Origin of the sequence: Rhodococcus sp. AD45-ID, assembly GCF_003023755.1 — a bacterium.
Lineage (GTDB): Bacteria > Actinomycetota > Actinomycetes > Mycobacteriales > Mycobacteriaceae > Rhodococcus_F > Rhodococcus_F globerula.
Map to the genome: position 1 here is coordinate 1357919 of NZ_PYHL01000001.1, position 18918 is coordinate 1376836.

Genomic DNA, 18918 nt, shown 5'->3' on the forward strand with positions numbered 1-18918 from the left:
TCAGGAGACATCCATGACTTCACGATCCTGGACCAGCACTGTCGTCGAACATCACCGCCTGCGTGAGGATCTGGCCGTGGTTCGCCTGATCGGCGACGTCGTGCCGTTCCGGCCGGGTCAATACGTGGATGTGAGCGTGCCGCAGAATGCCCGCTTGCTTCGCCGGCTGTCCCCCGCGCTGCCACCGTCGCAGGACGGGAAGCTCGAGTTCCACGTCAAGACGGTTCCCGGCGGTTGGGTGAGCGGTGCGATAGTCAAGGACACTCAACCCGGCGACATCTGGACGATCATCGATCCGCGCGGCAATCTTGCCGTCGACGAGAACGGTCCGCCCGTCATCATGATCGCGGGCGGAACCGGTTTGGCGCCGATGCGGTCGATCATCCTCGATCTGGCCCAGTCGCCGAATCCGCCGCTGGTCTACCTGTTTTTCGGCGGTCGAACGCTTCGCGATCTGTACGCGGCGGACATGCTGTGGATACTCGCCCACGAACTGCCGTGGCTGCAACCGATTCCCGTCGTCGAAGATCTCACGGACGCCGGCCCACCCGACGGCTGGGCCGAAAGGCTCGGCGTCGACATCGGTTTCGGCGAGGATCATCTGGTGGAGGGAACGCTTGCCGACGTCGTCTCGTCGTACGGGGCCTTCACCGAGCACCAGGTGTTGGTGTGTGGGTCGGCTGCGATGGTGCGTTCGACGCGAGATCGGCTGATTGCGACGGGCACGCCGGCCGAGGCCATAAGCTTCGACCCTTACTGACGGTCAGTACGTGGGATCACTGCGGACGGTCGCGGCGTCGATGCCGACGGCCCGGAGCCGGAATTTGGTGCTGTTCACGACGGATTCGTTGCCGACGACTTGAATGTCGCATCCCGCCCAGTTCCCGAACGATGTGACAACCTTGCCGACTTTTCCGGTCATCCGCTTCGGCATTCCGATCGGTGACAGCGGTTCGGTCTCGGTGTGCCACCACGGATTGGTGTCGTCTTCCGAGACCGGGACGATGGTGAGCCAGGGATGTCGCTCGGCGAGGGCCCACAGATGTGGGAGGTCGTACAGATCGCACGGATGCGCACCGGAGTAGAACAAGTGAACCTTGCGAGTATTGCCGCGACGGATCAGTTCCAGGATCTGTGCGCGCAGCGGTGCAACGCCGGTTCCCGACGCGATCATCAGGAGGTCTTTGGTGTTCTCCGGAATTCCGAGGCCGCCGATCGGTGACCCGATCACCCAGATGTCTCCGACGGTGGTCTGCGTGACCATTGCGGGGCTGACCCAGCCGCCGGTTACCTGACGGATGTGGAACTCGATGATTCCCGATCCGTCCGGCGGATTGGCCGGGGAAAGGTATCGCCACATCCGGGGCCGCGCGCCAACCTGCACACTGACGTATTGACCGGGCCGGTAGTCCATGGGCTGATCGAGTTGGAGTCGCACGATCGCGACTCCTCTGATCGCGGTGCGCGTCTCGATTACCGTGGCGCTCCAGGCGGGCGGTCCGTCTTCTGCGTTTGCCGCGTCCATCATGGCTGCGGAGATGACAGCCAAGGCGTTGCGCCAGGCGCTGTCGACCTCGTCGGTCCACATCTCGGCGCCGCCGAACAGCTCGAAGGCTTCGATCATCGAATTGCCGACGGCTTGGTAATGCTCGTCCGTTACACCGTATTTGCGATGATCGCGACCCAATTGCGCGAGATATTCAAGAATTTCGTCGGTCTCGTCGAGTCGTTCGACAACGTAAGCTATCGCCGTGAACAGACGGTCACGCTGCACGTCCATTGCAGCCGGAAAGAACTCGCGTGTCTCCGGTGAGCGCGCGAACAGCAGCGAATAGAAGGTCCGGGCAAGCCGCTCCGGGCCGCCTTCTTCAGCGACGATGGACTTGAAGCTCGACCGGACCAGAGAAATTGCTTGCGAATCCACGCTTAATCCTCGTCCCGATTTTTCGCGGCAGACCAGCCGCAAACTTTCCGAGGGGAGCTTATGTCACAAATGTCCCACTCGTAAATGTTTGGCCGTATATGTCACACGTCACGCCGATTTTTTCGGTACGCCCGTCCCTTTTTCGCTGGGGGGTGCAAAATAAGCAAGGGTTTCGACACGCTCGACAGTTGAGCTAACGTCCAGCGAAATCCGAACCAGCCAAACAGGAGTCGTGCCGTGGATATTGTTCGACCGGATGCATTGCCAAAAGGTAGCGCTCCTTCAACTCCGCTCGTATCACATCCCCCGGTGCCTACCGATCTTCAACGCCGCGAACTCGAGTGCGTGGAGTTCTTCGACTCCCCGGAACTGAGCCACCTGCCGACGTCGAGAAGGCACGAAGCGCTACGGGAACTGCATCGGACCGGAACGTACACCCACACCGCCGAAGAACTTCTGGTCGGAGCCAAGCTCGCGTGGCGCAACCACGCACGGTGCGTCGGACGCGCACATTGGCGCACCCTCAAACTCATCGACGCACGCGACGCCGTCACCGCATCCGCACTGGCGGAAGCCTGTTGGGAACACCTGCGGCTCTCGACCAACGGCGGCGCACTCCAGTCCGTCGTCACCGTCGGACCACTTCCCCGCGAGGACGGGCAGGAGTACCGCATCCTCAGCCCGCAACTGATCCGCTACGCCGGCTACCGGCAGCCGGACGGCACGATTCTGGGCGACCCGTGGCACGTCGACCTGACAGAACAGGTTACGTCGATGGGCTGGAAGGGCGCCGGAACGCCGTTCGACGTTCTACCCCTGCTCATTTCGGTTCCGGACGAACCACTGCAGTACTTCGACGTGCCTGCCGACCTTGTCCTCGAGGTACCCATCGAGCATCCCGACTACCCGTGGTTCGCTGACCTGGGCCTTAAATGGCACGCCGTTCCGGCAGTCTCGGACATGAATCTCGATATCGGCGGAATCGTCTACCCCTGCACACCGTTCAGCGGTTGGTACGTCAGTACCGAAGTGGGCGCCCGCAACTTCAGCGACACCGATCGCTACAACATGCTTCCCGCCGTGGCAGCGCATTTGGAACTCGATACGAGCCACGACCGCACTCTGTGGAAGGACCGTGCTCTGGTCGAATTGAACCGCGCAGTTATTCACAGCTACCGCAAAGCCGGCGTCATCATGGTCGACCACCACACTGTCGCAAAACAATTCATCGACCACATCGGGCGCGAAGAAAAGGCGGGCCGCAAATGCCCGACGGACTGGTCCTGGGTGAACCCGCCGATGTCCAGTTCTCTCACTCCGACGTTCCATCGCCTCTACGACGAGCCAGATCTCTCCATCCGCCCCAACTTCGTGACGAAGAAAAAGGGCACCGACCAAGGTCGATGCCCCTTCCACACGTGATCACGCTCAGAACGGGATCTGCCCCAACGCAACTCCGACCACGAGCATCGTGATCGAGATGAGGCCGGCTCGCCACAGGACCTTCTTGTGGTGATCCGCCAAAGACACACCGGCTAACGTCACGAGCAGCAGAATCGCGGGGACCAGCGGGCTCTGCATGTGTACTGCCTGCCCGGTGATCGACGCCCGAGCCATCTCCACCGGCTCGATTCCGTACTGCGCCGCCGTCTCCGACAGCACCGGCAGTACGCCGAAGTAGAAGGCGTCGTTGGTCATGAAGAACGTGAGCGGAATGCTCAGGACGCCGGTGATGACGGCCAGGTGGGAGCCCATCGCGTCGGGAATGACCTGCAGGAGCCATTCGGCCATCGCCTCGACCATGCCGGTGCCCTGAAAAACGCCGGTCAGCACAGCTGCCGCTAACACCATCGCGACAACGGACACGATGCTCGCCGAGTGCCGGGCAATCGCCTCACCCTGATCCTTGACGGCAGGGAAGTTCACCGCGAGAGCGATCGACGACGCGATCATGAACAGCACCGGGATGGGCAGAACATCCATGACGAGAACAACCAGAAGGACAGTCGTCAGCGCGGCGTTGAACCACAGGAGCTTCGGCCGCAACGTATCCCGCTTGGGGTCGAGGCCGTCGATGAAGCGTCCGGTGTCGCCGCCGTCGTCACTGTCGTCGGCATTGCCACTGTTATCGCTGCCGGCGCTGGAAGTTCCTCCGTTTCCGACCTTTTCGAGGATGCGTTCAGAAGTGAGGACCAAAGTCCCGATCCGGCGACGCTCCATGATCCCGAGATGAACCGAAAACCCGAGCACCATGATCAATCCGACGATCAGCGACGGCACCATCGGAACAAAGACATCGGACGGCGAAAGTCCCAAGGCGCTGGCGGCCCGGACGGTGGGACCGCCCCACGGAATGATGTTCATCGTCGCGTTGGACAGCCCGGCGACCACTGTCAGCACCACCGGACTGACTCCGAGTTTGAGGTAGAGCGGCAACATCGCGGACGTCACGATGATGAACGTCGTGGAACCGTCGCCGTCGAGGGAGACCACCATCGCCAGAACTGCGGTGCCGACCACCAAGCGCATCGGATCGTCACGCACCAACCGGAGAATGAACTTCACGAGCGGATCGAACAACCCGACGTCGATCATGATGCCGAAGAATATGATCGCGAAGAACAAGAGCGCCGCGGTGGGGGCAAGCGATTTGATGCCGTCGGTGATCATGTCGCCGATACCGAGGCCCGCTCCGGCAAGTAATCCGAAGGCCACGGGAACCAGTGTCAGTCCCACCACCGGTGTTGCACGTTTGGTGAGGATGAGGAACATGAACACCGCAACCATGAGGAAGCCGAGTGTGACGAGCATGGTGAGCTCCTTTGCGTACGGAACGAGGAGAAGAAGGCACAGCAAATCCAGCTGATGTCCTACTGAGGGTGAAACGAAACTTCTGTGTTGACGCCCTACCGGTCCAAAGTCGCAGCAACAAACCGGGATTGATCTTGCAGGAACTCGGAGAACTCGGGTTCGGTGAGAACTGCACTGTTCCAACCGTTTCGGCGAGAAAGCTCGTTCCATCGCGGGCTGGCCGTCAAGTCCGTCACCAGCGTCTGCAGACGCAGTCGCTGATCGTCGGTCAGCCCCGGCGGCGCCATGAGGCCTCGCCAGTTCGTGAAGGTGACGTCGACGCCCAGTTCAGCCAAGGTGGGCGCGTCCACCGCCGGGGAGCGCTGCGGTGAACTGACCGCAAGAACCCGAACCGTTCCTGCCGCAATCTGATCCAGGTATTCACCGAGACCGGTTGCCGCGACATCGACCTGCCCGGTCAATAGCGCTGGGAGCAGTTCACCGCCGCCGTCGTACGTGCGCGACGGGGACAGCGACGGATCGACGCCGACGGCCCGCGCCAGGAGAAGCCGGAACAGCCCGTCCGGTCCGCCTTCGCTCGAACCCCCGCCTATCGAGATCGACGACGGGTCTTGGGTCCACGCCGATGTCAGATCCGCCAGGGTTGTGAACGGTGAATCTGCCGGAACCAGAACAGCTTCCGGTTCGTCCATCAACCGCGCGATCGGGGTCGCGTCGGCAAGCGTGTGCTGGGACGGCAGAATCTCCACGGATCCGAGCACACCGAGTCCCATCACCATGAGGAGATCGGGGTTACCCCGTTCGAGAACCAACCGGTTGAGTCCGACGATGCCACCCGATCCGGGCAGAACCACGACGTCGGCGGTGGCGGTTCCCTCGTCGGCAAGGGCTTGCACCATGGTTCGTGCGGTCAGGTCGTAACCGCCACCGGCAACCGACGGCACCAGGATGCGCAATTCCTCGGAACTGGCTCCTGCCTGGCCACCAGAGAGGAAGGACTCGACCGGAGTGCATCCGATCGCCGCCACGAGAGCCATCGCGCAGGCAGCCAGCAGGGCGATATGCCTGCTCAACCGCGTCGATGCACTCATGATGTTGTCCTTTCCTGCCTGGTTCGATGTGTGAACAGATTTCATACTGGCGCACTTTGTGACTGGAGTCACCATTGGGAACGCAAAGTGCTTTGTGCTCATTGTGCTCACAAACAGCCACTTTCCCGGCGCCCGACTACCGCGCTAGGGTCTGGCAGGTGTCCACAGGAAACGCGCAGGCCGAACGCATACCGCTGCGCGCCCGCTTCCGCCGTCGACGACAGACATTGGCGACACAGCTACTCGAACTGCAACTCCTGATCGTCGTGGCGGTTCTTCTCTGCGTGACCGCACTCTCGCTTGCGCAGTCGTCGGCGAGTTTCCAGCGCGAGGAGGGGCGCCGCGCGCTCTCGGCAGCAGAGTCGCTTGCCGCCAATCCGGCAGTGCGAGAACTACTCCCCGGGGCTCAGACCCGTATCCGCTCGGGGCTGCAGGGATCTGTCGATTCGGTGCGTGCAATCTCCGGTGTCACGTACGTGTCTCTTGCCGATGGAGACGCCGTCGTTGTCATCTCCACGCGTCCCGGCGATGTCGGCACTGCCGTGCCGCAGACTCAGGGCCGGTCCGAGACGGGACTGGTCGACACGTCCTCCGGCAAGGCCGTCGAAGCGCAGGTTCCGATTCTCGGCAACGAGGGTTCGATCATCGGCAGCGCCGTAGTCGGGATCGAGTACCCGTCGATCTGGACCCGCCTACTGCAGTCGGCGCCGAACCTCCTGGTGTATCTCGCAGTTGCTTCGGTGATCGGCGCAGTCGGCTCGATCCTGTTGGCCCGCAGGGTCAAACGGCAGACGCTCGGCATGGAACCCGGCGAGATCCTCGATCTTGTCCGCCACCGCGAGGCAATGCTGCGCGGCCTCAAGGAGGGAGTCATCGCCTTCGACGCGCAGGGACGAGTGGTGCTGATGAGCGAGAGCGCCCACCAACTTCTCGACATCGCTTACGGCAGCGCGGGCAAATCCGTCCGAGACCTGGGACTCGACGATCGCTTGCAGAGCGTTCTGACCTCCGGGACAACGGAATCCGATCAGTTGGTTCTGGTCGGCGATCGGCTGCTTGTTCTCAACACCGTGCTCATCGAGTCCAAAGGCCGCACCATCGGGTCGGTCACCACGTTCCGCGATCGCACCGAATTGCGGGCTGTGGAGGAAGAACTCGACGTCACCAAAACCAGCACCGACGCACTGCGCGCTCACATTCACGAGTTCGACAATCAACTGCACACCATTTCCGGTCTCATCCAACTGGGCGAATACGACGAAGTTGTCGGCTACGTCGAAGGGTTGACCATGGAGCGGGCGCAGATCAGCGCGGCTGTCACCGACAAGATCGCCGATGTGGGCACCGCCGCTCTTGTCATTGCCAAGATCGGCGCGGCGGCACAGGGATTGGTGACCGTCGACCTGTCTGCCGATTCGCATCTGGGCACTCTCGAACGCGCGCTCGGGCGCGATGTGGCGACGGTGGTCGGAAACCTCGTCGACAATGCCGTCGATGCCGTCGCTGAAATGTCGGAGACGGAGCGGCGCACGGTTCGGTTGTCCATTCGCGGTTTGGGCGCCTCCGTCGAAGTGCGTGTCGAGGACGCCGGCCCCGGTGTCGCGCCCGAAAATCGAGAGCGGGTGTTCAGCCAGGGCTGGAGCACCAAGGGACAATCGAGCGACGGTCACGGATTCGGGTTGGCGTTGGTGCGGCTGACATGTCGGCGGCGCGGCGGTGACGTCTCCGTGAGCACTCACACTGCGGAGGGTCTCGAGTGGACCGTCTTCACCGCAGTCCTACATGACGGAGAGAGCGCATGATCCGAGTTCTGGTAGTCGACGACGACTTCATGGTCGCGCGTGTGCACAGCGGATTTGTTTCGCGGATAGACGGTTTCGAGGTATGCGGTGTTGCGCACTCCGCCGAGGCCGCGCTGGCTGCCGTCGGAGACCTGGTTCCCGATCTGGTGCTTCTCGACGTCCACCTGCCCGGAACAACAGGGCTCGATCTGATCGCTCCGTTCCGGGAACTGGTGCCCGAACTCGACGTTCTGGTGATCACCAGCGAGCGCGAGGCAGGCTCGGTGAAGAAGGCACTACGCAGCGGGGTCGTGCATTATCTGATGAAGCCGTTCACATTCGACGTTCTCCGTGACCGTCTCGAGCGGTACCGATCGACGTACGCGAACCTCGACAGCGCGGGTGAAGCCGAGCAGACCGCCGTCGACGAAGCGTTCGGTGTAGCCGGCGTTGTGGCAGCACCCCTGCCGAAGGGCCTGAGTCCCGAGACCCTGCAGTTGGTCGAGACCGCACTGCGCGGAGAAGCGGAACCTGCCTCGGCGACAGACATTTCCGAACGCGTCGGCATCTCGCGGGCAAGCGCGCGTCGCTACCTCGAGCACCTGTGCGCGAGCGGGCAGTCCACCACGTCCCTGAAGTACGGAGTGGTGGGCCGCCCGGAACGACGCTACGTCTGGAAACGCTGAGACCTGGACACGCTGAGGTCCGGAGACGCTGCGAGCTAGCACCCTTTTTGCGAAGTGAGCAGCCCTTGCATCCTGCTGCAGGGGCTGCTCACTCGAGGAAAACTGTGCTCACTCCTACTGCCAGCTCACTTCTACTGCCAGCTCACTCCTACTGCCAGCTCACTCCTACGACTACACAGCGCGGTCGCTGGTCTCCCAGTACTGCGCACGCAGAGCCTTCTTGTCGAGCTTGCCGAGCGGTGTCAGCGGCAGGCTGTCCACGAAGTCGATGCTCTTGGGTGCGTGTACTGATCCCTTGGCCGCCTTCACCCGCTCGACCAGCTCTTCGGTACTGACGGTGAGCCCGCCGCGCAAAACCACGCACGCCTTGACGGCTTCGCCCCACTTGTCGTCCGGCACACCCACCACGGCCACGGACGCGACGGACGGGTGCGCGGAGATCACGTCCTCGATCTCTCGCGGGAACACGTTGAAACCGCCGGTCACGATCATGTCCTTCTTGCGATCGACGATGGACAGGAACCCGTCGACGTCCTTGCGCGCGATGTCGCCGGTGTGCAGCCAGCCACCGCGGAAGGCTTCTGCAGTCTCGGCGGGCTTCTTCCAGTACCCCTTCATGACCAAAGGACCTCGGACGCAGATCTCACCGAGTTCGCCCTGCGGCACCTCGTTCAGATCGTCGTCGAGCAGCCGGACGTCGAGCCACGGCACCGGGCGGCCACACGTGGCAAGTCGGACCGGGTCGTCGGCGAGGTGCTCTTCCTTGCGGAGCACCGAGATGGTCATGCCGCACTCACTCTGACCGTAGAACTGGAAGAAGATCTGACCGAACTTCTTGATGCCTTCCTGCAAGCGGGCCGGTGACATCGCGGATGCACCGTAGAAGAGCGTCTGCAGACTCGAGACGTCCCGCTTCTCGAAATCCGGATGGTCCATGAGCATGTAGATCATGGTGGGCACCAACATGGTTGCCGTGATCTTGTACTTTTCGATCGCTTCGAGAACTGCTCCGGGCTCGAAGGCGGGCAGCACGATCAGCGCGCCGCCGCGCAGGAGCGTCGGAGTGAAGAACGCGGCACCGGCATGGGACAGCGGCGTGCAGATGAGGAAGCGATTCTCCTCGGGCCACTGCCATTCCGACATCTGGATCTGGTTGAGCGCCGCGCCCGAACGGAACGACCCGATAACACCTTTCGGCTTTCCGGTTGTGCCGCCGGTGTACACCATGCTGCTGGCGTCCTCGGCGTCGACGTGCGCGGCTTTGAGCGGCTTCGGCTCGAAAGTTGCCGCGAGAGCCAGAATGTCGATGCCGATCTCCGACGGGCCCATCGACAGGATCGTGGTCAACGACGGCGACGACGCCTTCAACTCGGCGGCCCTGTCCTCGAAAGCGTTGGGGTCGAAGATGAGGGTCTCGATCTCAGCGTCGTCGACGATGTACTTGTGGTCGTCGAGGGAGCCCATCGGATTGAGAGCGCTGGCGCGACAACCGGTGATCATGGTGGCGCCCATGCTGATGAGTACTTCGGGACGATTCTTGGAGAGCATCGCCGTGCTGGTGCCCTGGGTGATTCCGAGCGACGCGAGTGCCTGGGCGAAGCAGCTGATCTGATCGCGCATCTGTCCGCCGGTGAGAACAACGTCGCCGATGTACAGCGCCGGCTTGTCGTGGTTCCGTTCGAGGGCGGTGATGAGCAGGTCCGGACCGTAAATCGGTCGGTGGAGGTCAGCAAACTCGTCTGTCATCTGGTCTTCCTTCTGCTCGGCCTGCCGTCATCGAGATGTGCTCCCGGTCACGAATACGTTATCCACAATCGCACAAAACTGGAACAGGTTCCAGAGGGGCCTCCGTCCCCCGTGCGCCTTTCTGGTAGGCCCGACTACCAAAAAGGCGCACAGGGCCGAAGGCCCTACTGCACCGCAAATGCAATCCGCGCGAGATCCGCTTCCGTTTCGCGCGACGGCAGATCATCCAGATCGACCCGAACGGATCGCACCGTCCCTACAAAACGATCTCGGTCGGTGTAGTCGGAACTGATTGCGACGCCGTGGCATCGCCCGATTGTCAGCAGGCCGGTTCCGCCGATGTAGAACGGTGTCGTCCGCTCGATCCGATCCGACGCAACAACGGCGCCGTCCACCAGAAGCACGATCTGCGCGCCGGAGCCCAATCCGTCGCCCTCGTAGTGCAGTTCCATCCGCAGGTCGTGATGGCCGGGTTCGATCACCACCCGGCTACGAACGTGCTGCACATGCAGATCGGCGACGTTGTTGCAGTACGTCAGGGCACCGTCGTGCAGATACAGACTCCATCCGCCGTCGGCGCGAGCACCCTGAGCCACGACAACGCCGGTTCGCCCCGCCTCCGACAGTTCGACGTTCGCCGTCATCGCGTGCGAACGATTGAACAGTTTGGGTGCCGCGTCCGGCAGCAAGGGTGGCATCGACCCGGGATAGGTGTGCGAACTCGGCGCCGGCTTCACCGACCCCTTGCGCATCCTCTGCATGCGAGTGTTGTCGAGCAGGACCTGGTTTCGGACCGCCTCGCGTTCGAACACCGCTTGAAGCTCGGCAAGTTTGTCCGGCCGGGTCGACGCCAGGTCGGCGGCCTCGGTCCAGTCGGTATTCGTGTCGTACAGCTCCCACACATCGTCTTCGAATGGCTTGTCGCCGGATGCCGCCTGCATCGGGACGCGGTGAGCGGTACACGCCACCCACCCCTCGTGGTAGATCCCGCGGTTGCCGAATACTTCGAAATACTGCGTGGTTCGCCGATCGGGCGCCGACGGGTCGTTCAAGCTGTAGAGCATCGACACTCCGTCCATCGGCTGCTGCGCCACGCCGCCGACAGTCTCTGGCTGCGCAATTCCCGCAGCCTCGAGAACTGTGGGAACGACGTCGGACACGAAGTGCCATTGCTCGCGAATCTCGCCACCCGAGTCGATGCCGGACGGCCAGTGCACGATCAACGGGTTTCGCGTGCCGCCGTAATGCGACGCGACCTGCTTCACCCACTGGTAGGGCGTATCCATCGCCAGCGCCCACCCGATCGGATATTGCGGAGCTGTGGTCGGTCCACCCAATTCCGCACTCTTGTCGATGATCCGTGCCGACGTGTCCTTCAGGCCGTTGAACAGGATGCCCTCGTTGGCGGTGCCGAGCATGCCGCCTTCACCGGCCGCACCGTTGTCGCCGAGAATGTAGAAAACCAAGGTGTTTTCGAGCGCGGCCATGTCGTCGAGTGCGTCGATCACCCGTCCGACCTGAGCGTCGGTGTGCTCGGCAAAACCTGCGTACAGTTCCATGAGCAATTCCGCCGCGCGACGGTCTTCGTCGCTCATCGAATCCCACTGGGGAATGAAATCCAGCCACGCCGTCAGCTGTCCGTCTTCCGGTACGACGCCCAACTCGTGCTGGCGTGCCACGGTGATGTCGCGCTGACGGTTCCACCCGTGCGCGAACTTCCCGGCGTATTTGTCTCTCCACTGCGCCGGCACCTGAAGGGGTGAATGTGTCGCTCCCAGAGCCAGATACGTGAAGAAGGGTTTGTCCGGCGCGGCAGCCTGCTGGTGGCGCACCCAGTCGATCAGGCGATCGACGAGATCTTCGGAGAGGTGGTAGCCCTCCTCCGGACCTGCTGGGGCGTCCACGGGAGTGATGCCGTTGTAGAGAGCCGGGTAGTACTGATCGGTGGATCCGCCGAGAAATCCGTAGAAGTGCTCGAACCCCTCCCCGGTTGGCCAACGATCGAACGGTCCGGCCGGTCCCGTTTCGACACCCGGAGTTTGGTGCCATTTTCCGAATGCTGCTGTGTTGTATCCGTTCTCACGCAGAGTCATCGCGAGCGTTGCGGCGCTGTCTGGCCTTGTGCAGTTGTATCCGGGGTCTGTGCTCTCGAAGTTGGTGACGGTACCGAACCCCACCGCGTGTGGATTTCGGCCGGTCAGCAGCGACGCTCTGGTCGGCGAACATAGTGCGGTGGTGTGAAACCTGTTGTACTTCAGGCCGTCATCTGCGAGCCGCTGCGCCGTGGGCATGTCGATCGGCCCACCGAACGGCGAGGTGGCGCCGAATCCCATGTCATCGACCAAGACGATCAGTACGTTAGGTGCCTTGTTCGTCATAGCAATACCTTTCAGTTCCGGCCGTCGAAAAGTGCGTCCGGACGTAGTTTTCCGGTCAGAACCTGGGCCCGCTTTGCGGCCAGACGGTCGAACGAATCGGGGTGCGTGAGTATCCAGAACTCTTCCTGCGCAACACCGTCGAAGTAGATTTTGGCTGCGGCCGCGGGCGACATACCTTCTCTGATGTTCTCGCGCCAGAACTCGGTATCCGACCCGGACTGCGGGCGCACCGCGACGTCCTCGAAAATCCTGGTGGCAACCTGTCCCGGACTGAATACCGAGACGCGGATCTGCGGAAACTGTTCGGCACATTCGAGATACAGGCTTTCGGTGAGCGCCTGCACGCCGTGCTTCGAGGCCGCGTACGCCGTCATCTTCGGTGTGATCGCCACACCGCCGACCGAGACGGTGTTGACGACGTGGGAAGGCCGCGGGTCGGCTCCCATTCTGGGGACGAACGAGCGGATGCCGTGAAAAACCCCGGTCAGGTTGACGTCGATGACGCGGCGCCATTCGTCAGCCGGAATGTCCCACGTGAACCCGACGGATTCGAGGCCGGCATTGTTGGCCAGCAGTGTCACGGCACCGAACTTCGCGTAGGTCGCGTCGGCCAGTGCGTCCACATCTGCGGCGACGGTGACATCGGTCGGGACGGTCAGCACGTGGGCTCCGTCTGCCCGAAGATCGGTCGCCACAGCCTCGAGGCGCTCGGCGGAGATGTCCGCCAGGACGACATTCATTCCGAGGTTGACAGCTTCGCGGGCCAGACCCTCGCCGATTCCACTTCCGGCTCCCGTGATCACTGCTGTTCCGTCGCGCAATTCTTCGAGTTTCATCGCATTCCCTTCGCAACCTGCAGTGACGCGTTGCTCTGTCGAATTTTCGGGTGACACTATTCGGCCTACACCCCGCTCGACAGAGGATCTCCCGCACGGTGGAACGAGCGCAATACCACCAGAAACTGATGTCTCGCCCACCGAAACCACGGCCACGTCCCAGCCGCACTACATGGCACTTCTGCACATATTCCCGATCAGCGGGAGCAAATGCTGTGGTAGCCGCGATGGTCACTAGCGTTGCCATCACCCACTCGAACGGCCGACTGGCCGGGGGAAACGGAGGTTATCGTGACTGCAATGCTTGTCGACGAGAATCCCTTGGCGCACGCGGTGCTGCCGACATTTTCGACGCTGTACGACGCATCCGCCGGCTTGATCGACGCGTCGACAGACGAACAGGATGTGGTGTTCTTCGGCCCGCCACGCCCGACTGACACTGTTGTGGGAAGTATCCGTTCACTCGAACGAATCCCGTCCACCGACGGCGGCCCGTCGCGGATCGCCCGGACCATCGACTACCGCGACGTGTACGGGCACCTGGTTGCCGAGGTGTACGCGTCGGGAATCGCCTGCGACATCAAAGGTCCTGTCGCCGCGAGCACTTCGTCCGCGCTGGCCGCGCACGTCGACGCCTCGTTCGATGCCGACAGCGTCCGTCGATTCCGCACCCGAATCTTCGTCTCGGATGCCTCGCGTCTCACGTTTACCCGCACTGCCGTCGCCCGGTATCTCAAGGATTCGGAGTATGTTTCCGATTTCATCGTGAGTGCAACCGATGACGCAGGCGTAACCGCGGGCAGGGCGTGGGTCACCGTGGCGGAGACTGCTCACTCGGATCGGTAAGTTCCACCGAGCGGGATCAGGCAGCAACCGGGCGATTCTCCGGTGATTGAGTGGCTCCATGTCGGCCATTGCATTCACTCTGTCCTCACGTACGTCACCGATAACCGTCGCTGACTACCGCGAACGTGCCCGCAAGGCACTGCCCGCGATGATCTGGGCGTACGTCGACGGCGGCGCCGAGGACGAGCTGACGCTGCGCGCCAACGTCGATGATTTCGACAAGTGGGCGCTTCGCTCCCGGGTTTTGACCGGAAACGAAGGTCAAGGGCTGTCCGCCAAAGTGGGGAACACAGCGCTCGATCTCCCGGTTTTCCTCTCTCCCACCGGAATGACCGGACTTATCCAGTGGACCGGTGAACGAGCTGCCGCTCGGGCAGCCGAACGCGTTGGCACGCGCGCGGTTATCTCGACGGCATCCAGTTACACCGTGGAGGAGATCGCGGACGCGACCTCCGAGAACCATTTCTTCCAGCTTTACCCGTGGACCAGCGTCCGCACCGGGGAATCGTTGGCGAAGAAATTCATCGACCGCGCACACCACGCCGGGTACAGCGCGTTGTTCGTGACGGTTGACGTTCCGGTGACCGGAAACCGGGAGGGGGAGCGTAAGCGAGGCATGGGGATTCCGCCCACTCTCTCGCCATCCCGCGTCCTCGACGCGGCCCGCAAACCCCGCTGGGCCTACAACTTCCTCAAACACCAGCGAATCTCGTCGCGCATGTTGGTCGACGAGCGAGGCGCCGCCGCCGCAGTGCGATCGGCGCAGAAGCAGGTCAGTCTCCTGCGACCGGAACTGTGCTGGGACGACTTGGCGAAGATCCGCGATCTGTGGGACGGCCCGATGTACGTCAAAGGCATTCTCGATCCGGATGATGCCGCTGCTGCTGTCCGACTGGGTGCCGACGGAATTGTCGTGTCGAATCACGGTGGACGCCAACTCGACAGCGCGCTCTCGAGCATCGAAGCACTGCCTGCGGTGGTTGATCGAGTGGGCGGATCCGGCGGTGTTCCCGTCTACCTGGACGGCGGCATTCGTCGTGGCAGCGATGTGGTGAAGGCACTTGCACTCGGCGCGACCGCGGTCGGAATCGGCCGACCGTACGTCTATGGACTGGCGGTTGGCGGTGAGGACGGCGTCGCGCACGTTCTCGAGATTTTCCGCGAGGAGATCGCTCGGACTCTGACGCTCATGGGCGTACGTGACATCGCCGAACTCGATCGCTCCCACATGATGCGACGCGGGGCGAGTTTCCGGTCCCAAGAGTAAGTGTTCCATCCAGCGGGAATGCCCGTATCCGAGGCAACCACGCCAACGGTTCTATGGGGTGGATCACATCACTGACAGCGTCGTCGGACGCGGCTCGGAGGAAGACATGTCGCTCAGCACGGACTCACCCACAACGGCAGACGAGGAAATTCGCGAAATCGAGGCGGCGGCTCCCCCGGCGCGATTTGCTCGGGGGTGGCATTGCCTCGGACTCAGCAAGACGTATCGCGACGGAACGCCACACCAGATCGAAATCTTCGGCACCAGCCTGGTTGTTTTCGCCGACAGTAAGGGCGACATCAAGATCCTCGACGCCTACTGCCGTCACATGGGCGGCAACCTGGCGCAGGGCACGGTCAAGGGCGATTCGATCGCGTGCCCGTTCCACGACTGGCGTTGGGGCGGTAACGGAAAATGTACGGATATTCCGTACGCACGACGCGTTCCGCCGCTGGCCAAGACCCGTGCATGGACGACACTCGAGCGCAACGGCCAGCTGTTCGTCTGGAACGATCCCCAGGGCAACCCCCCACCCGCAGAAGTCACCATCCCCGAGATCGAAGGCTTCGGAAGCAGCGAGTGGAGCGACTGGAGCTGGAACACGCTCACCATCGAAGGCTCGCATTGCCGCGAGATCGTGGACAACGTCGTGGACATGGCGCACTTCTTCTACATCCATTACTCCTTCCCCCGGTATTTCAAGAACATCTTCGAAGGTCATGTCGCGAGCCAGTACATGGAGTCGGTGGGACGTGAGGATGTCATCAGCGGTACGAACTACGGCGATCCCAACGCTGTTCTTCGTTCGGACGCGTCGTATTTCGGTCCGTCGTACATGATCGACTGGCTCAAGAGCGAGGCCAACGGTCAGATCATCGAGACCGTTCTGATCAACTGCCACTACCCGATCTCGAACAACGCCTTCGTGCTGCAGTACGGCGCCATGGTGAAGAAGCTTCCCGGAATGAGCGACGAGGACACTGCGGCTATGGCCGCGCAGTTCACCGAGGGCGTCGAGACGGGATTCCTTCAGGACGTGGAGATCTGGAAGAACAAGGCTCCCATCGACAATCCACTTCTCTCCGAAGAAGACGGCCCGGTATATCAGTTGCGGCGTTGGTACAACCAGTTCTACACCGATGTCGAGGACGTCACCGAAGACATGACCAAGCGCTTCGAGTTCGAGATCGACACCACCCGCGCGGTGGCGAGCTGGAAGCAGGAAGTTGCCGAGAACGTCGCAGCCCGGGAAGCCCAGGCACCTCAGACCACGTCCTGATCAGAGCCCGTGCTGACCGAGACCACACGACACAACACAACATAGGGTGACCATGAGTTACGAAGTGCTCGAACAGATCAACTTGATGGCCGACGACATTTTCCAAGAAGGTATCGAGGCCGAGAAAATCGGACGGTTGGCAGACGATACCGCCAAGAAGATGAAGGCCGCCGGGTCGATCCGGATGTTGCAGCCCAAGGAATACGGCGGCATGGAGGCGCATCCGCGCGAGTTCGCGGAAACTGTAATGCGGATGGCGTCACTGAATCCGTCGGCTGGTTGGGTCCACGGGATTGTCGGAGTTCACCCGTGGCAGTTGGCGTTTGCCGATCCGAAGGTTCAGCAGGAAATCTGGGGTTCCGATCCTGATACCTGGATGGCCTCTCCCTATATGCCCGGCGGCATGTGTATTCCCACCGACGGTGGGTACAAGTTCTCCGGCCGCTGGCAGTTTTCCTCCGGTACGGACCATTGTGATTGGGCGTTCCTCGGCGCTATGGCCTGCGACAAGGACGGCAACATGGAAATGCCGCCCCGCATGCTGCACGTGATCATTCCGCGCACCGACTACGAGATCATCGAAGACTCGTGGGACGTCATGGGTTTGCGCGGCACGGGGTCGAAAGATCTTGTGGTCAAGGACGCGTACGTTCCCGATTACCGCGTCATGGATTGCGACGAGGTCATCGACGGTACCGCTGTACGCAAGTACGGACGCACCGAGACGCTGTACCTGATGCCCTGGTCGAACATGTTCCCACTCGGGATCACAGCCGCGACCATCGGCATTTGCGAGGGAATGCTGTTCCACGCCAACGAATACCAGGCTGATCGCATCAATGCCCAGGGCACCGCGATCAAGGATGATCCGTACACGCTCTTCGCCATCGGCCAGGCAACGGCCGATATTCGCGCGGCGCGAGACACCTTGCTGGCCAATGTCGATCGCATGTGGGATCGCGTCGACGCAGGCAAGGAAGTGACGTTCGAGCAGCGCGCAGAAGGTCGACAGACACAGGTTCAGGCTGCATGGCGTGCCATCAATGCCATCGACCAGGTCTACCCGCGGTGCGGCGGCAACGCCCTTCGCATGGACAAGCCACTGCAGCGCTTCTGGCGCGACGCCCATGCCGGCCAGCATCACGCAATCCACGTCCCCGGCACCGTATTCCACGCTGCCTCCCTCAGCCGCCTCGGCGCCGATCCGCAGGGCCCGCTGCGGGCGATGATCTGACATAAGGAACAACACACGATGACGCACACCGACATCAAGGGACTTGGCTACGTCAAGATCTCCACCAACGACATGGACCGTTGGCGCACTTTTGCATTCGACGTTCTTGGCTTCGCCAAGGGCAGCGGACCGGACGAGAACGCGCTGTACCTGCGTCTCGACGAGCGCGCCGCCCGCATCGTCATCGTCGAGGGCGAGCGCGACGAGATCGTCAGCATCGGCTGGGAGGTGGCCGATCGCAACGCGCTACGACGCGTTCAGGCCGCGCTGGAGAAGTTCGGCACCGCGGTCGACCAACTTCCCCTGGCCGAGGCCGACGCACGCCGAGTCGAAGAGGTCATCACCTTCACCGATCCCGGCGGCGCAAATGTGGAAATCTTCCACGGCGCGATCCTCGATCACAGCCCGGTCGTCACGCCGTTCGGCTCTCGATTTGTCACCGGCTCACAGGGCCTTGGCCACGTTGTTCTCCCGGTCATGGACAGTGCTGCGAGCTTCGATTTCTACACCGATGTTCTCGGCTTCTATCCGCGTGGCGCATTCCGCCTGCCCGCGCCGCCGGAGTTCGGCCCCCTGCGCATCCGCTTCCTCGGGGTCAACGAACGCCACCACAGCTTGGCGCTGTGCCCTGCCCCGCACGGCGGCGCGCCCGGCCTGATTCACATCATGGTCGAGGTCGACACACTCGACGCCGTCGGCCAGGCACTCGACCGGGTGGTGAAGGACGGATTCTCGGTGTCCTCGACCCTGGGTCGACACACCAACGACAAGATGGTCTCGTTCTACGTCCGGGCACCCGGCGGCTGGGACATCGAGTTCGGCACCGAGGGATCGAAGGTGGATCAGGACTCCTACTCGGCAGAGGAGATCACCGCCGACAGTTACTGGGGCCATGACTGGTCGGGCAGCGAACCGCTGGCAGCGATGTAAATTTTAAGCGATGTAAATTTTTACCGGGAAGGGCTTGCGCACATTTGTGCGCAAGCCCTTTTCCTGTGTTCGGACCCCGTAGGCATGCGTGTGGGCTTCGCATCGTCTT

Annotated in this window: 15 protein-coding genes; 9 read left to right on the forward strand and 6 right to left on the reverse strand. The window is 62.3% G+C overall.

The annotated features are described in order from the left end of the window. Positions 1-13 precede the first annotated feature (13 nt). Positions 14-760, forward strand: a complete 747-nt coding sequence (locus tag C7T36_RS06225; protein ID WP_045064105.1) for an FAD-binding oxidoreductase — start codon at positions 14-16, stop codon at positions 758-760. A gap of 3 nt (positions 761-763) precedes the next feature. Here C7T36_RS06225 and C7T36_RS06230 read toward each other — a convergent pair whose 3' ends face one another. Beyond that, positions 764-1924 (reverse strand): globin domain-containing protein, encoded by a 1161-nt coding sequence (locus C7T36_RS06230; RefSeq protein ID WP_033235679.1) that lies wholly within the window; start codon positions 1922-1924, stop codon positions 764-766. A gap of 237 nt (positions 1925-2161) precedes the next feature. Here C7T36_RS06230 and C7T36_RS06235 point away from each other — a divergent pair, with 237 nt between their 5' ends. Continuing rightward, positions 2162-3346, forward strand: coding sequence for a nitric oxide synthase oxygenase (locus C7T36_RS06235; RefSeq protein WP_045064107.1), 1185 nt, complete (start codon positions 2162-2164; stop codon positions 3344-3346). A 6-nt stretch (positions 3347-3352) separates the two neighbouring features. On the opposite strand, the gene C7T36_RS06240 is transcribed toward C7T36_RS06235, so the two are convergent. Continuing rightward, entirely contained in the window at positions 3353-4735 is a 1383-nt protein-coding gene (locus tag C7T36_RS06240; protein ID WP_033235823.1) for a CitMHS family transporter, read from the reverse strand. Positions 4736-4830: 95 nt separating this feature from the next. Then, the gene (locus C7T36_RS06245) at positions 4831-5826 is read right to left on the reverse strand and encodes a tripartite tricarboxylate transporter substrate binding protein (protein WP_239654598.1); all 996 of its coding nucleotides are present in this window, start codon (positions 5824-5826) and stop codon (positions 4831-4833) included. A 158-nt stretch (positions 5827-5984) separates the two neighbouring features. Here C7T36_RS06245 and C7T36_RS06250 point away from each other — a divergent pair, with 158 nt between their 5' ends. After that, a complete protein-coding gene (locus C7T36_RS06250) occupies positions 5985-7628 on the forward strand; it encodes a sensor histidine kinase (protein WP_239654599.1) in 1644 nt (547 codons plus the stop codon). Beyond that, on the forward strand, positions 7625-8293 hold the full coding sequence (locus tag C7T36_RS06255; RefSeq protein ID WP_033235681.1) for a response regulator: 669 nt from the start codon (positions 7625-7627) through the stop codon (positions 8291-8293). The genes C7T36_RS06250 and C7T36_RS06255 overlap by 4 nt, the downstream gene beginning before the upstream one ends. Positions 8294-8464: 171 nt before the next feature. Here C7T36_RS06255 and C7T36_RS06260 read toward each other — a convergent pair whose 3' ends face one another. The 3 genes from C7T36_RS06260 to C7T36_RS06270 all read right to left on the reverse strand — a co-directional run bounded on the left by C7T36_RS06260 (position 8465) and on the right by C7T36_RS06270 (position 13253). After that, on the reverse strand, positions 8465-10039 hold the full coding sequence (locus C7T36_RS06260) for an AMP-binding protein (RefSeq protein ID WP_033235685.1): 1575 nt from the start codon (positions 10037-10039) through the stop codon (positions 8465-8467). Between the two features lie 164 nt (positions 10040-10203). After that, a complete protein-coding gene (locus C7T36_RS06265; RefSeq protein WP_052683307.1) occupies positions 10204-12417 on the reverse strand; it encodes an arylsulfatase in 2214 nt (737 codons plus the stop codon). A gap of 11 nt (positions 12418-12428) precedes the next feature. Continuing rightward, positions 12429-13253, reverse strand: coding sequence for an SDR family NAD(P)-dependent oxidoreductase (locus tag C7T36_RS06270; RefSeq protein WP_045064113.1), 825 nt, complete (start codon positions 13251-13253; stop codon positions 12429-12431). Between the two features lie 291 nt (positions 13254-13544). Here C7T36_RS06270 and C7T36_RS06275 point away from each other — a divergent pair, with 291 nt between their 5' ends. From C7T36_RS06275 to bphC, 5 genes are all read left to right on the forward strand, one after another. Next, on the forward strand, positions 13545-14099 hold the full coding sequence (locus tag C7T36_RS06275; protein WP_106939692.1) for a hypothetical protein: 555 nt from the start codon (positions 13545-13547) through the stop codon (positions 14097-14099). Between the two features lie 58 nt (positions 14100-14157). Next, complete coding sequence (locus C7T36_RS06280) at positions 14158-15366, forward strand: alpha-hydroxy acid oxidase (protein WP_045064117.1); 1209 nt, start codon at positions 14158-14160, stop codon at positions 15364-15366. 106 nt (positions 15367-15472) lie between these two features. Continuing rightward, positions 15473-16645 (forward strand): Rieske 2Fe-2S domain-containing protein, encoded by a 1173-nt coding sequence (locus tag C7T36_RS06285; RefSeq protein WP_033235827.1) that lies wholly within the window; start codon positions 15473-15475, stop codon positions 16643-16645. 52 nt (positions 16646-16697) lie between these two features. Next, positions 16698-17879 carry an acyl-CoA dehydrogenase family protein gene (locus C7T36_RS06290; protein ID WP_033235689.1) on the forward strand — a complete coding sequence of 394 codons (1182 nt, stop codon included), beginning with the start codon at positions 16698-16700 and terminating at the stop codon, positions 17877-17879. An 18-nt stretch (positions 17880-17897) separates the two neighbouring features. Then, on the forward strand, positions 17898-18809 hold the full coding sequence (gene bphC / locus C7T36_RS06295) for a biphenyl-2,3-diol 1,2-dioxygenase (RefSeq protein WP_045064119.1): 912 nt from the start codon (positions 17898-17900) through the stop codon (positions 18807-18809). Positions 18810-18918 lie beyond the last annotated feature (109 nt).

Bases quoted from the DNA above. Each gene is read 5' to 3' on its own strand.
- C7T36_RS06225 (WP_045064105.1), top strand. From the start codon at position 14: ATGACTTCACGATCCTGGACCAGCACTGTCGTCGAACATCACCGCCTG.
- C7T36_RS06240 (WP_033235823.1), bottom strand. From the start codon at position 4,735: ATGCTCGTCACACTCGGCTTCCTCATGGTTGCGGTGTTCATGTTCCTC.
- C7T36_RS06245 (WP_239654598.1), bottom strand. From the start codon at position 5,826: ATGAGTGCATCGACGCGGTTGAGCAGGCATATCGCCCTGCTGGCTGCC.
- C7T36_RS06255 (WP_033235681.1), top strand. From the start codon at position 7,625: ATGATCCGAGTTCTGGTAGTCGACGACGACTTCATGGTCGCGCGTGTG.
- C7T36_RS06260 (WP_033235685.1), bottom strand. From the start codon at position 10,039: ATGACAGACGAGTTTGCTGACCTCCACCGACCGATTTACGGTCCGGAC.
- C7T36_RS06265 (WP_052683307.1), bottom strand. From the start codon at position 12,417: ATGACGAACAAGGCACCTAACGTACTGATCGTCTTGGTCGATGACATG.
- C7T36_RS06270 (WP_045064113.1), bottom strand. From the start codon at position 13,253: ATGAAACTCGAAGAATTGCGCGACGGAACAGCAGTGATCACGGGAGCC.
- C7T36_RS06280 (WP_045064117.1), top strand. From the start codon at position 14,158: ATGTCGGCCATTGCATTCACTCTGTCCTCACGTACGTCACCGATAACC.
- C7T36_RS06285 (WP_033235827.1), top strand. From the start codon at position 15,473: ATGTCGCTCAGCACGGACTCACCCACAACGGCAGACGAGGAAATTCGC.
- C7T36_RS06290 (WP_033235689.1), top strand. From the start codon at position 16,698: ATGAGTTACGAAGTGCTCGAACAGATCAACTTGATGGCCGACGACATT.
- bphC (WP_045064119.1), top strand. From the start codon at position 17,898: ATGACGCACACCGACATCAAGGGACTTGGCTACGTCAAGATCTCCACC.